This is a genomic window from Kitasatospora sp. NPDC002040, assembly GCF_040296785.1.
Lineage (GTDB): Bacteria > Actinomycetota > Actinomycetes > Streptomycetales > Streptomycetaceae > Kitasatospora.
This window is the reverse complement of record NZ_JBEOXV010000001.1, coordinates 751,424-765,098: the sequence shown is the minus strand read 5'-3', so window position 1 is coordinate 765,098 and position 13,675 is coordinate 751,424. Positions and strand designations below refer to the sequence as shown.

At 73.1% G+C, this 13,675-nt stretch carries 12 protein-coding genes; 3 read left to right on the top strand and 9 right to left on the bottom strand.

Going from position 1 to position 13,675, the window contains the following annotated elements:
- Positions 1–2: 2 nt before the first annotated feature.
- From ABT118_RS03695 to ABT118_RS03660, 8 genes are all read right to left on the bottom strand, one after another.
- The gene (locus tag ABT118_RS03695) at positions 3–947 is read right to left on the bottom strand and encodes a beta-ketoacyl-ACP synthase III (RefSeq protein WP_350644644.1); all 945 of its coding nucleotides are present in this window, start codon (positions 945–947) and stop codon (positions 3–5) included.
- 130 nt (positions 948–1,077) lie between these two features.
- The gene (locus ABT118_RS03690) at positions 1,078–1,986 is read right to left on the bottom strand and encodes a L,D-transpeptidase family protein (RefSeq protein ID WP_350644642.1); all 909 of its coding nucleotides are present in this window, start codon (positions 1,984–1,986) and stop codon (positions 1,078–1,080) included.
- A gap of 134 nt (positions 1,987–2,120) precedes the next feature.
- Entirely contained in the window at positions 2,121–3,284 is a 1,164-nt protein-coding gene (gene mqnE / locus ABT118_RS03685; RefSeq protein ID WP_350644640.1) for an aminofutalosine synthase MqnE, read from the bottom strand.
- 51 nt (positions 3,285–3,335) lie between these two features.
- Positions 3,336–4,298, bottom strand: coding sequence for a threonine ammonia-lyase (locus ABT118_RS03680; protein WP_350644638.1), 963 nt, complete (start codon positions 4,296–4,298; stop codon positions 3,336–3,338).
- Positions 4,299–4,304: 6 nt separating this feature from the next.
- A complete protein-coding gene (locus ABT118_RS03675; protein WP_057231532.1) occupies positions 4,305–4,766 on the bottom strand; it encodes an Lrp/AsnC family transcriptional regulator in 462 nt (153 codons plus the stop codon).
- A 120-nt stretch (positions 4,767–4,886) separates the two neighbouring features.
- The gene (locus tag ABT118_RS03670; RefSeq protein WP_350644636.1) at positions 4,887–5,537 is read right to left on the bottom strand and encodes a UbiX family flavin prenyltransferase; all 651 of its coding nucleotides are present in this window, start codon (positions 5,535–5,537) and stop codon (positions 4,887–4,889) included.
- 29 nt (positions 5,538–5,566) lie between these two features.
- Entirely contained in the window at positions 5,567–6,943 is a 1,377-nt protein-coding gene (locus ABT118_RS03665; RefSeq protein WP_350644634.1) for a condensation domain-containing protein, read from the bottom strand.
- Between the two features lie 33 nt (positions 6,944–6,976).
- On the bottom strand, positions 6,977–8,638 hold the full coding sequence (locus ABT118_RS03660; RefSeq protein WP_350644632.1) for a hypothetical protein: 1,662 nt from the start codon (positions 8,636–8,638) through the stop codon (positions 6,977–6,979).
- 492 nt (positions 8,639–9,130) lie between these two features.
- Here ABT118_RS03660 and ABT118_RS03655 point away from each other — a divergent pair, with 492 nt between their 5' ends.
- From ABT118_RS03655 to ABT118_RS03645, 3 genes are all read left to right on the top strand, one after another.
- Positions 9,131–9,871 carry a cyclase family protein gene (locus ABT118_RS03655; protein ID WP_350644630.1) on the top strand — a complete coding sequence of 247 codons (741 nt, stop codon included), beginning with the start codon at positions 9,131–9,133 and terminating at the stop codon, positions 9,869–9,871.
- A 179-nt stretch (positions 9,872–10,050) separates the two neighbouring features.
- Positions 10,051–10,371, top strand: coding sequence for a chaplin (locus ABT118_RS03650; RefSeq protein ID WP_350644628.1), 321 nt, complete (start codon positions 10,051–10,053; stop codon positions 10,369–10,371).
- A gap of 132 nt (positions 10,372–10,503) precedes the next feature.
- Positions 10,504–11,214 (top strand): MOSC domain-containing protein, encoded by a 711-nt coding sequence (locus ABT118_RS03645; protein ID WP_350644626.1) that lies wholly within the window; start codon positions 10,504–10,506, stop codon positions 11,212–11,214.
- A 52-nt stretch (positions 11,215–11,266) separates the two neighbouring features.
- Here the strand turns inward: ABT118_RS03645 and ABT118_RS03640 are convergent, their stop codons facing one another.
- Complete coding sequence (locus tag ABT118_RS03640) at positions 11,267–13,396, bottom strand: IPT/TIG domain-containing protein (RefSeq protein ID WP_350644624.1); 2,130 nt, start codon at positions 13,394–13,396, stop codon at positions 11,267–11,269.
- Positions 13,397–13,675: the final 279 nt, after the last annotated feature.

Below are 13,675 nucleotides of genomic sequence, written 5' to 3'. Positions count from 1 at the left end.
CGCTACGGGCAGCGGACGACCTGGCCCGCGTACGCCAGCCCGCCGCCGAAGCCGAACAGCAGCACCGGGTCGCCGCTGCGCAGCTCGCCCTTCTCGACCAGCTTGCTGAGCGCCAGCGGGATCGAGGCGGCGGAGGTGTTGCCGGACTCGACCACGTCGCGGGCGACCACCGCGTCCTCGGCCAGCCCGAGCTTGTTGGCGATCGCGTCGATGATCCGCAGGTTGGCCTGGTGGGCGACGAAGCCCTTGAGCTCGGACGGCTCGATCCCGGCCTTCCGGCAGGTCTCCCGGGCCAGCGGGGCGAGCTGGGTGGTGGCCCAGCGGAAGACGGTCTGGCCCTGCTGACTGATCGTCGGGTCCCAGCCGGTGATCACCACGGCGTCGCCCTTGTCCGGCTCGGAGCCCCAGAGCACCGGACCGATCCCGGACTGCTCGTCAGGAACCGCCTCGACCACCGCGGCCCCGGCCCCGTCCGCGAAGATCACGGCGGTGGTCCGGTCGCTCCAGTCGATGGTGTCGGACATCCGCTCGGCGCCGATCACCAGCGCCCGGGTGGCCGAGCCGGCCCGGATCGCGTGGTCGACGGTGGCGAGCGCGTAGGAGAAGCCGGAGCAGACCGTGTTGATGTCGTACGCGGCCGGCGAGCGGACGCCCAGCCGGGCGGCCACGGCGGCGGCGGTGTTGGGGCTGCGGTCGACCGCGGTGCAGGTGGCGACCACCACCAGGTCGATCTGCTCGGGCAGCAGTCCGCTGTTGGCGAGTGCCTTCTGGGCCGCCTCGGTGGCCATGTCGACCAGGGTCTCGTCCTCCGCGATGTGGCGGGTGCGGATGCCGACCCGGGTGCGGATCCACTCGTCGTCGGTGTCGACCAGGAGCGCGAGGTCGTCGTTGGAGAGGACCTTCGGCGGCTGGTAGTGGCCGAGCGACACGATACGGGAGGCGGTCATATCGCCCACTCAACAACGTTACCGACGGGTCCGTTGGTGACGCCCTGGTACAACGTCCGAGGTCGGAACCTGTAGGGGACGGACAACACCCCTTGCGGCACACGGGCCTCCGGGCCGGTCCGGACCGGCCTCAGGCCGCCAGCGAGGCGGCGTCGCCCATGACGATCATCGGCTTCGCCGCCGGGTCGAGCGCCTTGATCAGCTCGACCATCTGCGCCTCCGGCAGCGAGACGCAGCCGTGGGTGGGGCCGCCGTGGTCGACGTGCAGCCAGATGCCGGTGCCCTTGCCGACGCCCTCGGGGTACTTGGTGCTGAGCGGCGAAGTGCCGGGCACCCGGTTGTAGTTGATCGCCACCACGTAGTCGAAGGAGCCGGCCAGCGGTTCGCCGTTGAAGCCGTCGCCGTCGATCACGAAGGCCTTGTCCTGGTCGTACGGGAGCCGGCTGCCGGGGTCGGCCTTCCGGCCGCCCGCGTCGGTCAGCGCGTAGAGGCCGATCGGGCTGCGCAGGTCGCCCTGGCGGTGGTCGGTGGTCCAGCCCTTGTACGCGTTGTGGCCGGCCCAGGCGGCGCCGGGCTTCCAGCGGTTGTCGACGGTCCTGGTCCAGAGCGTGACGCCGGTCTCCGAAGCGTCCTTGCCCTTGCCGGTCGCGACCACCAGCTGCCGGGTGTCGGCGGGGATCTGCGCGGTGAACTTGGGGCCGAGCCCGGGGATGGCCAGTACGCTGCCGTCGCTCCGGTCGGAGCGGTCGGCGGCGGGCGGCTCGGTCCGCTGGCCGGCCTGGGCCGCGGCGGCGGGCGCCGGCGACGCGGCGTCGGCCGCGGGCAGGTCCGGCATCCCGGCGGCGGTGACCTCGGGGGCGGACCGGCCGGGGCCGACGGTGAACCAGCCGGAGACGGCCGCGAGCAGCAGCGCGGTGCTGCCCATCAGGGTCCGGCCGCCGCGCTTCTTCTTCGCCTTCCGCCGGTGCCCGCGGGGCCTGGCCGCCACGGCGGGCTCGTCGGCCCGACTGCGGGGCTTGGCACGATGGGAACCGGACATACGGACGATCCTTCCAAAGCCGCGGGCCGGAACGGAACCCCTGGCGTGTGGTGAGCCTGTGAGCATACGCGCACCTGGAACACGACCCGGCCCTCCGAACCGGTTCGGTTCGGAGGGCCGATGTGACGGAGCAGTCAGAGCCGCATGGCCTGCGGGGTCTCCCGGCGGTTCAGGTCCGGGCCCTCGTACTCGCGGATGATCTCGTACCGGGTGTTCCGCTCGACCGGGCGGAAGCCGGCGTCCCGGATCAGGTCGAGCAGGTCGTCCCGGCCCAGCTTGTTCGGGGTGCCGAAGTTGTCGGCGTCGTGGGTGATCTTGTACTCGACCACCGAGCCGTCCATGTCGTCCGCACCGTGGCTGAGCGCCAGCTGCGCGGTGGTGACACCGTGCATCACCCAGAACACCTTGACGTGCGGGACGTTGTCGAACAGCAGCCGGGAGACCGCGAAGGTCTTCAGCGCCTCGGCGCCGGTGGCCATCTCGGTGCGGGCCATCAGCTTGTTCCGGACCACGCCGTCCTTGGAGTCGTGGAAGTCGTGCTGGTAGCGCAGCGGGATGAAGACCTGGAAGCCGCCGGTCTCGTCCTGGAGCTCACGCAGCCGCAGCACGTGGTCGACCCGGTGCCGGGGCTCCTCGATGTGGCCGTACAGCATGGTCGAGGGGGTCTTCAGACCCTTCTCGTGCGCCAGGCGGTGGATCCGCGACCAGTCCTCCCAGTGGGTCTCGTGGTCGACGATGTGCTGGCGGACCTCCCAGTCGAAGATCTCCGCGCCGCCGCCGGTGAGCGACTCCAGACCGGCGTCGATCAGCTCGTCCAGGATCTCACTGGCCGTCAGGCCGCTGATCCGCTCGAACCAGTGGATCTCGGTGGCGGTGAACGCCTTCAGCGAGACGTTCGGCAGCGCCGCCTTCAACTCCCGCAGGCTGCGCGGGTAGTAGCGCCACGGCAGGGTCGGGTGCAGGCCGTTGACGATGTGCAGCTCGGTCAGCGAGTCGACCTCCATCGCCTTCGCCAGCCGGACGGCCTCCTCGATCCGCATGGTGTACGCGTCCTTCTCGCCCGGCTTGCGCTGGAACGAGCAGTACGCGCAGGAGGCGGCGCAGACGTTGGTCATGTTGAGGTGACGGTTGACGTTGAAGTGGACCACGTCGCCGTTCTTCTCGGTCCGCACGTGGTGCGCCAGACCGCCGAGCCAGGCCAGGTCGTCGCTCTCGTAGAGCGCGATGCCGTCCTCGCGGGTCAGCCGCTCACCCGCGTAGACCTTCGCCTCCAGCTCACGCTTCAGCCCTGCGTCCATGCGGTGACCTGCCTCCTCGTGCCTTGAGAATTGACCTGCCCGAGCCTACGCCTAGACCTTGAGCAGTTCGGCGAGCAGGCTCGGATCGATGTTCCCACCGCTCACGACCGCGCCGAACACCCGCCCCTCCAGCTCGTCCGCGCGGTGGAAGTACGCCGCCGGGGCGACCGCGCCCGAGGGCTCGGCGACCAGTCGGCCGCGCCGGGCCAGCAGCGCCACGGTGTCCTTGATCTCCTGCTCGGAGACGGTCACGATGTCGTCCACGTACGCCTGGATGTGGTCGAACGGGAGCACCCCGACGCTGGGCGTGCGCAGCCCGTCCGCGAGGGTCCGGTAGGTCTCCTCGGTGGACCAGCCGATCCGCTCGCCGGCCCGGAAGCTCGCCTGTGCGTCGGCCGCCAGCTCGGGCTCGACGCCGATCACCCGGACGCCCGGGCAGGCCAGCTTGAGCGCGGCGGCGACGCCGCTGATCAGGCCGCCGCCGCTGACCGGCACCAGCACGGTGTCCAGCTCGTCGGGGGCGTCCTCGGCGATCTCCAGGCCGACCGTGCCCTGGCCCGCGATGATGTACGGGTCGTCGTAGGGCGGCACCCAGACGTACCCGTGCCGCTCGGCCAGCTCGCCGGGCATGGTGTCCCGCTCGCCCGGGCCGACCAGGATCACCTCGGCGCCGAAGGAGCGGGTGTTCTCGACCTTGACCGCCGGGGAGACGTCCGGCATCACGATGACGGCCTTGATGCCGAGCAGCTGGGCGGCGTACGCCACGGCCTGCGCGTGGTTGCCGCTGGACTGCGCGACCACGCCGCGGGCGCGCTCCGCCGCGCTCAGCGCGGACAGCCGGTTGTACGCGCCGCGGATCTTGAACGCACCGGTCGGCTGGAGGCCCTCCGGCTTCAGCCAGAGCGCCCGGTCGCCCCGGGCCGCCCACGGGCACGGCATCAGCGGGGTCCGGACCGCGACCCCGGCGATGCGCTGCTGCGCCGCGCGCAGCTCTTCCAGTCCGATCAGTGCCATCGTCCGCTACTCCCCCGGTTCCAAAGGCAGTTCACTGACCCGGTTCTCCCACTTGGTGGAGAGGACGACGGTGGTCCTGGTCCTGGCCACGCCCTTGGTGCCGGACAGCCGCTTGACCACCGACTCCAGGCCCTCCACGTCGGAGACCCGGACCTTGAGCATGTACGAGTCGTCGCCCGCGATGAACCAGCAGTCCTCGACCTCGCCGAGGTCCTTGAGCCGGTGCGCCACGTCCTCGTGGTCGGCCGCGTCGGTGAGCTGAAGACCGATCAGCGCGGTGACGCCGAAGCCCAGCGAGGCCGGGTTGACGGTGGCGCGGTAGCCGGTGATCACCCCGGCCTGCTCCAGCCGGTTGATCCGGTCCGTCACGCTCGGGCCCGACAGGCCGACCAGGCGGCCCAGTTCGGCGTAGGAGGCGCGGCCGTTCTCCCGGAGCGCCTGGATGAGCTGTCTGTCCACCGTGTCCATGTATCCGCCCGCGTCCTTCCGAACCTCTCCAGACCCACAGATCATTATCCGGATTCGAAGGCGTCACACCTGGATCGACCCGGATATCGCAATGAACATACCTTCCCCCGGCCCCGCCGCTTACGCGACCTTCCCCCCGTCGCCCAACTCGCCCGCCCAGCGCCGGTACAGCGTGTGCGGCACACCCACCGCGTCCAGCACCCGGCCGGCCACGAAGTCCACCAGCTCCCGGGCGGTGGAGCCCCCGGCGTAGAAGCCCGGCGCGGCCGGCAGCACCACCGCGCCCTGTGCGTCGAGCTCCACCAGGTGCTTCAGCGTCACCCCGTTGAGCGGTGTCTCGCGCAGACAGAGCACCAGCGGACGGCGCTCCTTCAGGGTGACGCTGGCGGCCCGCTGGAGCAGGTCCTTGCTCAGCCCGAGCGCGATCCCGGCCACCGCGCCGGTGGTGGCCGGGACCACCAGCATCCCCTTGGCCGGGTACGAGCCGCTGGACGGACCGGCGGCGAAGTCACCGGCGGCCCAGTACCGGACGCCGTCCAGCTGCCCGGTGCCCAGCCACTCCGCCAGGTCGGCCCGCCAGTGCGCGTCCCGGAACGAGATGCCGGTCTCGTCCAGGATGGTCAGCCGGGCGGCCCGGCTGACCACCAGGTCGACCGTCTCACCGGCCGTCAGCAACGCCCGGATCACCGCCGCCGCGTACGGCGTCCCGGACGCACCGGAGACTCCGACCACCCAGGGCCGACGTGGCGTCTGCTGCTGATCACTGCTCATACCGGGCACGATAGTCCGCGCCCCGCAGGTCAGCCGCCCGCGGGTGAGCCACCCCAGCTGGCGGCCTGGTCGAGCACGGTGCCCTCGATGGTCCGCAGCAGCCGCTCCATGTCGGCCGGGGTGAAGAGGTGGGTGTCGCCGGTCATCGCGATCTCCAGGCCGTCCGGCTTGTCGGCCATGTGCAGGACGTAGCTGACGGTGCCGCCGTGGTCGGTCGCGGTCTCCCAGGTCAGCACCGACTCCCCGGCGGCCGCCGGGGACCAGTCCGCCGAGGCCGGGGCGGGGGCCTCCACCCGCTGGTCGTTGTACCAGCAGGACCGCTCGAAGGTGACGCCCGCGTCCTCCGCGTACGGGGCGAGGTCCGCCTCCAGGGCGCGCTTGTCGTAGAAGGCGCTGCGGTAGGTGGCCAGCGAGGCGCTCCAGGTCCTGGGGAGGAGGTCCTTGAACTCCGCCGCGTCCTCGGTCCGGATCGCCAGGTAGCCCTCCATCGCGAGCGGGCCGGTGGCCTGGGCGAGCCCGGTGTGGAACCGGTTGCTCACCATCAGCTGGAGGCCGCAGCGGCCGGTGCCCGCCCAGTCGGCCATGGTGGCGGCGGTCGCCGCGAGCAGGACGTTCGCCGAGGTGGTCCGGTGGGTCTCGCAGACCCGGGCCAGCGCGCCGGGCAGCGCGGGCGAGAGCAGGTGGGCCCGGCGGTAGCGCGGGGCCCCGGCCTCGACCGCCGCCGGCGGGGCGGCCTTCGGGGCCCGGGCACCGGCCGCCGCCGACCGCCACTGGCGGCGGGCGGCCGCGTCCAGCCGCCGTCCCCGGGGCGAGGCCTGCTCGGCCGCCTGCTCCAGCGGCTGCAGCACCCCGGCCTCGGCGGCCTCGGCCCGTACCTGCGCCGGGGTCGCGCCGAGGGTCAGCGCCTGGAGGTCGCCCTGGAGCGTCGGCAGGCCCCAGGCGTCGGCGGCCGTGTGCGAGAAGATCACCACCACGTGGTGCACCAGCCCCTCGGAGACCACCGCACCGAACCGGACCGGCCACTCGCCGGCGTACTCGAAAGCCCGCCCCCAGAGCTCCTCCCGCAGGGCCGCCCCCACCGCTGCCGCCTGCTCGGCCGTGCCCTGGCGCAGGTGCAGCGGGGCGCTGCCCGCCCCGTCGACGTACTGGCGCAGCTCCCCGTCGGCGTCGGCCACCACCCGGGTGCGCAGCGCGTCGTGGACGTGCAGCAGCCCGCTGAAGCCCTGCTCGATCTGCGCCAGCGGCAGACCGGGGACGGGGCCGTCGAGCGGCACGTTGTAGGCGTGGTCGCCCGGCCTCAGCTTCTGCAGCGCGTGCCAGATGGCGTGCTGGCCCCAGGTGACGGGGCCCTCCCCGGTGCGGGCGCCCGCGCAGGGCACCTGCACGGTCGTGGCTTCGGTGTTCATCCAACTCCCTTTCCTGCATCGCTGTTTCGGTGGTCAGAGGGCCCGGAGGACTTCCGCGTGGCGGACCGCCCGGTAGTGCTGGTCCGGCGCCGGGAGGCGGGGCCGGGTGCAGTCGTCGGCCGCGCGGAGCGTGACCGGGAGGACGTACGGGCCGTCCGGCGCCGGACCGCCGTCCCACCAGCGCTCGGCCCGGTCCAACTCCCGCAGACCGGCGCCGACTTCGCGACCGCTCGCGAGCGCGACCGCCCGGCTGGCGAAGCGCTGCCCCGGGCGGGCCCGGACGGCCAGCGCCAACAGAGCCCGGGCGTCCGGGAGTTCGCAGGCCAGCAGGGTGAGATCCAGCTCGTCCGGCTCCGGCTCGGCACCGTCGGGCAGCACCCGCAGCCGCTCGTACGGCAGCCGGGCCAGGGCGCGGGCCAGCTCCGGCGGTCCGGCCGGGCAGTCCGGGCAGGGTGCGCAGCGGACCGCGACCGGCGGCGACTGCTCGGGCGCCGCACTGGTCAGGGCCCGGGCCTCCCGCTCGGCCAGCACCCTTGCCAGTGGCGGCAGTTCGACCTCGGCCGGGACCGGCCGGCCCGCACCGGCCTTGGCCCCCGCCTCCAGCGCCTGGAGCGCCAGCCCGGTGACCGCCTCGACCGTGGCCAGGGTCAGGCCGCGGGCGTCCTCCTCGGCCAGCCCGGACAGCACCCAGCTGCGCAGCGCCGCCGCGCAGGCCGCCGGAGCGCCCGCCACCGGCGCCGCGTCGTGGCCGAGCAGCCAGCTCGCGGCCCACACCTCGCGGAGCGTGCCGACCGGCAGCCCGGCGGGGTGGGCGGCCCGTTCGAAGTCCCGCAGCAGCGCCGCCGGGTCCGCGCCGATCAGCGGGCTCCAGTCCGCCCAGGCCCAGGCGAACGGGTGCCCGACCGGCTCCTGCTCCCGCATCAGCCGGAGCAGACAGCGCGACCGCACCAGCTCGACGGCGTAGGGCAACCCGCCGGCGGTACGCGGGGGTTGGACCCCGCCGGGGACCGGGCCCGACCAGTGGCCGGCGGGCGGCGGGGCGTCCATCGGCACCGCCGCGTGCCGGGCGCCGTGCGCGCCGTTGCCCGCCAGGCTCGGTCCGGCCCGGTGCTCCAGCAGGTGGGGGACCGCCGCCAGCACGGTCAGCCCGGCCTCGGCGCAGTAGCGGACGATCAGTTCGTCGTCGTCCTTCAACTCGTCCGGGAAACCGGCCAGGTACTCGGCCAGCCCGAGGGCGGCCGCCGCCGGGAGGGCCAGCCCCAGGGTCGGCACCCACTCCCGGGGGGCGAGCGGCGCCCAGGGCGCGCCCGACACCGCGGCCCGGCGGGCCAGATAGGCGTTGTAGGGGCTGTTCCAGTTCACGTACAGGGCCACCGCGTCCCGGGGCCGGGCCGTGAGCACCGCGGCCAGCTGCGCGGCGAAGCCCGGTACCGGCGTGACGTCGTCCTGGAGCACCACGTGGTGGGTGGCGCCCGGGCGGACCGCCGCCCAGGCGCGCTTCGCGGTCCGGAGCGGACTCGGCGGGCCCAGGGGCTCCGGATCGGCCACCGCCCGGACGGACAGCGGCGCGCAGGCGGCCACCAGCCGGGGCAGCGCCGCGGCGCGGGCGGGGTGGTGCATCACCGCCAGGCTGATCCGGGGCCCGTCAGGGGCCTCCTGCCCGTCCTTCGACCACGCGTGGTGTGCGGCCAGCACCTCTCGCCTCCCCGTCCCGTGTCCAGCGGGAATTCCGTCCGCAGGAAATACCTGCGAACCGATTCCACTGGTCTGCGAGCAGCGAAAGCCGGGCTGCCGACCGGGAGGGATGTCAAGAGAACGCGAACAGCATTGACGGTAAGTCTTCGAACAATCCGCAGCGGTGCCCGCCGCCACGAATTCGGTGTTTCCCGGAACCGCTCCGAAAGCCTGTGGCCAGGCCTTCTGCCGTCCGGTCGGACCCGGTGCGACCCGGTGATATGTCACTCCCGTCGGCCCGACGGACAGGGTGTGACAATCCCCCTCGACCGCCGGCCACGCCCAGTAACCTACAGTTCGCCCCATCGGCGGGCAAGACTCGTCCGGGCCCGATTCCGCCGGTCTCCGGAAGCCCGGTCCGGCCGCCCCCCGATGACCCGTACACGGTGAATTCCCGATTCCCCAGGCGCAATTCCGCACCGTTCGCCGCCGGTGAGCTGCCAGGATGGCCTCATGGCGCCGACGCTGATCGACCTCACCCATCCGGTCACCACCGGGATGCCGGTGTACCCCGGGGACCCGGCCGTCTCGCTCCGACCCGCGCTCACCACCGCCGCCGACGGGGTCAACGTGCTGGCGCTTCACCTGGGTTCGCAGTCCGGTACGCACGTGGACGCGCCGTACCACGTGGACGTCACCTGGCCGACCCTGGACGGGCTGCCGCTCGGCCTCTTCACCGGCCCCGCCGTGCTCGCCGACCTGCGCGGCCTGGCGCCCCGCACCGGGGTGACGGCGGCCCAACTCGCGCCCGCGCTGGACCTGGTGAAGCCGGGAGCGGTCCTGCTGCTGGCCACCGGCTGGCACCGGTACTGGGCCACCGACCACTACTACGCCCACCCCTGGCTCACCCCCGGCGCGGCCGAGGCGATCGCCGCCGCCGGGGTGCGCAGCGTCGGCGTGGACGCGCTGAGCATCGACCCGACCCCCGATCCGGGCCCGGCCGACCCGGCGGTGGCGGCGCTGCTCGCCGATCTCACCGACGAGCACGACCCCGCCCCGCACGCCCCCACCCTGGCCGCGCACCGGGCCCTGCTCGGCAGCCCCGGCGGCGCCGTCCTGTGCGAGAACCTCACCGACCTCACCCCGCTGCTCGACGCCCGGGCGGCCGGCCTGGCGGTCGCGGTCTCCTTCTTCCCGCTCCGCCTCACCGCCGCCGACGGCGCCCCGGTACGGGCGGTGGCCCGGTTGGGCTGACCGGGTGGGCCGACCGGTCGGGGCGGCGGGCGACCGGACCTGACGTTGCGGCAGAGCGCCTCCCGGGTCGGCCACTTGCCCCAGTCGAACCGGTGTCAGGTGTGATCCCTACCGGTCGACCGGGTGAGCGGAAGCGGTCGAGCGGGTCGCCGGGGCCGGAACGGGATACTCCTTCCGGCATGAACCGAACCAAGAAGTTCGCGGCGACCGTCGGTCTCGGCATCGCCCTTGCCCTCACCTGCACCGCCCCGGCCATGGCCGGGTGCGAGGAACACGGCCCGGTCCAGCAGCAACCGCAGCAGCACGCCCCCGAGTTCGCCGGTGGCGGCAACACCTGCGTGAACACCGGCGGGGCCAGCGCCTCCGCCGTCGTGGTGGGGTCGCCGGGCGTCCTCTCCGGCAACAACATCCAGATCCCGATCAGCATCCCGATCAACGTCTGCGGCAACTCCGTGAACGTCGTCGGCGCCGGCAACCCGGCCGGCGGCAGGAACAACTGACCCTGCTCCTCCGGCTCGAAGCCGCGACCGGGCCGCTGCCCGGTCGCGGCTTTCGGCCGTCCGCACCACTGGTCGTGCACCTGACGAACCTTGGTCTAGACCATCCCCGGGCGGCGGCGCTAGGCTCCCGCCATGGCAGAGATCATCGGGGTGATCGAGCGGGTGTGGCGCTACCCGGTCAAATCGACCGGCGGCGAGCAGCTCGGCTCCGTGGAGGTGGACGAGCGCGGGCTCGCCGGGGACCGGCTGTACGCCGTCCGGGACGGGGCCGGAAAGCTCGGCTCCGGGAAGAACACCCGCCGGTTCCGCCGGATGGACGGCCTGCTCCGCCTCGGCTCCCGGCTCGGCAACCGGCTGACCGCCCCCGAGTTGATCGACCCGCTGGGCGCTCCCGTCCCGGACCCGAACGCCTTCCTTCGCGCCTACCTCCAGCGCGACGACGTCGAACTCGCCCGCGAGGACACCGTTTCGCACTTCGACCAGCTGCCCGTCAGCGTGCTCACCACCGCCACCCTGGACTGGATCCGCGCGGCCCTCCCCGGCACCGTGGTGGACGAACGCCGGTTCCGCCCCAACATCCTGCTCCGCACCCCGCCGGGCACCGCACCCTTCGTCGAGGACAGCTGGTTCGGCCGCCGGGCCGCCACCCCGGCCGGCCTGGCCCTCGCCTTCGTCCGGGCCAGCGAACGCTGCGTCATGTCCGGCACCGCCCAGCCCGGCCTGCCGCACGCCCCCGAGATCCTCAAGGCCCTCACCCAGGCCCACGACGCCCGCCTGGACGCCCTCGCCACCGTCGCCCACCCCGGGCAGCTGTGCGTCGGCGACCCGCTCGCGCTGCAGTGACGACGAGGCCCCGGCCGATGGCCGGGGCCTCGCTCCCACTGCGTCCTGGGCGTCAGCCCAGCTGGATCAGCGCGGCCCGGGCGGTGGCGGGCTGGAGCCCGGCCGTACCGGCGAACGCGGCCTGGTACCCGCCGTTCAGCACCACGGTGAGCAGCGGCACCAACCCGCTGCAGGAGGCCGTGCCCTGGGCGTTGGTGACACCGGTGCAGACGGTGCTGCTGCCGACGGTGAACTTGACGCTCTGTCCGACGACCGGGGTGTGCGTGGTGGTGTCGGTGAGGGTCGCGGAGAGCGCCAGGTTGACGCTCAGGCCGCCCCCACCGGCGGAGAGCAGCACCGGCGCGGCACTCAGGGCCGTGGCGTCCCGGGTGGCCGCGACGTACGTGAACCGATCCACCGCAACAGCCGCACTCGTACCGGCCGGGGTGGTCACCGTGACATCAACCGTGCCCGTACCCGCCGGGGCGGTGGCCGTCAGGCTGCCCGCAGAGTCGACGGTGAAGGAAGTCGCGGCCACCGCACCGAACTTCACGCCAGTCGCCCCCGTAAAGCCGGAGCCACTGACCGACACCACAGTCCCACCCGCCGCCGGACCACTCGCCGGACTGATCCCACCCACCACCGGAACCGGAACCGGAGCCGCAACATACGTGAACCGGTCGGCCGCGCTCGTCGCACTCGTACCGGCCGGGGTCGTCACGGTGACATCAACCGTTCCCGAACCCGCCGGAGCAGTCGCCGTCAGGCTGCCCGCAGAGTCGACCGTGAACGAAGTCGCCGCCACCGCACCGAACTTCACCCCAGTCGCCCCCGTGAACCCGGAGCCACTGACCGACACCACAGTCCCACCCGCCGCCGGACCACTCGCCGGACTGATCCCACCCACCACCGGAACCGGAACCGGAGCCGCAACATACGAGTACCGGTCAGCCGCGCTCGTCGCACTCGTACCGGCCGGGGTCGTCACGGTGACATCAACCGTTCCCGAACCCGCCGGAGCAGTCGCCGTCAGGCTGCCCGCAGAGTCGACCGTGAACGAAGTCGCCGCCACCGCACCGAACTTCACCCCAGTCGCTCCCGTGAACCCGGAGCCACTGACCGACACCACAGTCCCACCCGCAGCCGGACCACTCGCCGGACTGATCCCACCCACCACCGGAACCGGAACCGGGGTGACGGATCGGCTGACGTAGGCGAGACCGTACGGGTCGGTGCCGACCTGGACCGAGCTGGTGAGGGTCCTGGTGGCGGTGTCGACGAAGGAGACCCGGTCGCCCGGGAAGTTGGTGGCGTACAGGTTGGCGCCGCTCGGGTCGAGGGCGACGCCGCGCACCTTGCCCGCGGCGATCCCGGCCGTGACCGTGTTGGCGGCGGTGTCGACCACCGTCAGGTTGCTGGGGGCGTTGAAGCTGCCCAGGTAGAGCTCGGCACCGTTCGGCGAGACCACGGCCGCGTTCGTGCCCGGACCGACCGCGAGGGTGGAGACGACCGTGTTGGTCGCGGTGTCGACGGTGCTCAGGGTGGCGCTGTTGTAGCCGCCCACGTAGAGCCGGCCCCCGTCGGGACTGACGGCGACGGCCTCCGGCACCGCCGCCACCCGGACGGTCGCGGTCACCGCGTTGGCGGCCGTGTCGAGCACCGAGACGGTGTCGTCGTCGGAGTTGGCGACGTAGACCCGGCTGCCGTCGGGGGCAACCGCCAGGTTGAACGGCAGTGACCCGACCGGGACGGTGCCGGTCACGGTGTTGGCGGCGGTGTCGATCACCGAGACACTGGCCGAGTTGAAGTTGGCCACGTAGACCCGACTCCCGTCGGGGGCGACCGCGACGCCGTTGGGCCCGCTGCCGACCGGGACGGTGGCGGTCACGGTGTTGCTGGCGGTGTCGATCACCGAGACGGCGTTCGACCCGCTGTCGGCGACGTACACCCGGGCACCGCCCGGCGCCGCCGCGATCCCGCGCGGGGTGGTGCCGACCGGGATCGTGGCGGTGACCGTCCCGGTCCCGGTGTCGATCACCGAGACGTCGTTCGTACCGGAGTTGGCCACGTAGAGCAGACCGGCCTCCGGCGCGGCCTGGGCGGCCCCCGCCGTGGCCAGGGTGACGGCACCGGCGGCCGACACGGCCAGCACCAGGGCCGTCAGTCCGGCGGAGTAGCGGCGCAGGGCAACAGGTATGGGCATCAGGGGTCCTTGCTTCACGGGACTGCTCGACAACTGACGGGTATTCACATGAACGCCCCTCGTTGTAATCGGCCCCCGGCAGCCAAGTCCATCGCCCACATGGGCCCGAACACTCTTCGGAATTCCCACCCCGGCCCGGCCCGCGCCCTTCCCCACCGCACAAAACCCCACCCCAGGGCCGCAAGCACCCCTCGTGCCCCACACCGGACCCATCCCTCCCACCAACCGGCGCGCACACAAACACCCCCGGCGCGCACCCCACATCACACGCCCCCGCCA

What these genes read in the sequence shown, in the direction of transcription:
- ABT118_RS03680 (WP_350644638.1), bottom strand. Translation starts at nt 4,298, where the DNA reads ATGGCACTGATCGGACTGGAAGAGCTGCGCGCGGCGCAGCAGCGCATC.
- ABT118_RS03695 (WP_350644644.1), bottom strand. Translation starts at nt 947, where the DNA reads ATGACCGCCTCCCGTATCGTGTCGCTCGGCCACTACCAGCCGCCGAAG.
- ABT118_RS03670 (WP_350644636.1), bottom strand. Translation starts at nt 5,537, where the DNA reads ATGAGCAGTGATCAGCAGCAGACGCCACGTCGGCCCTGGGTGGTCGGA.
- ABT118_RS03675 (WP_057231532.1), bottom strand. Translation starts at nt 4,766, where the DNA reads ATGGACACGGTGGACAGACAGCTCATCCAGGCGCTCCGGGAGAACGGC.
- mqnE (WP_350644640.1), bottom strand. Translation starts at nt 3,284, where the DNA reads ATGGACGCAGGGCTGAAGCGTGAGCTGGAGGCGAAGGTCTACGCGGGT.
- ABT118_RS03645 (WP_350644626.1), top strand. Translation starts at nt 10,504, where the DNA reads ATGGCAGAGATCATCGGGGTGATCGAGCGGGTGTGGCGCTACCCGGTC.
- ABT118_RS03690 (WP_350644642.1), bottom strand. Translation starts at nt 1,986, where the DNA reads ATGTCCGGTTCCCATCGTGCCAAGCCCCGCAGTCGGGCCGACGAGCCC.
- ABT118_RS03640 (WP_350644624.1), bottom strand. Translation starts at nt 13,396, where the DNA reads ATGCCCATACCTGTTGCCCTGCGCCGCTACTCCGCCGGACTGACGGCC.
- ABT118_RS03650 (WP_350644628.1), top strand. Translation starts at nt 10,051, where the DNA reads ATGAACCGAACCAAGAAGTTCGCGGCGACCGTCGGTCTCGGCATCGCC.
- ABT118_RS03655 (WP_350644630.1), top strand. Translation starts at nt 9,131, where the DNA reads ATGGCGCCGACGCTGATCGACCTCACCCATCCGGTCACCACCGGGATG.
- ABT118_RS03665 (WP_350644634.1), bottom strand. Translation starts at nt 6,943, where the DNA reads ATGAACACCGAAGCCACGACCGTGCAGGTGCCCTGCGCGGGCGCCCGC.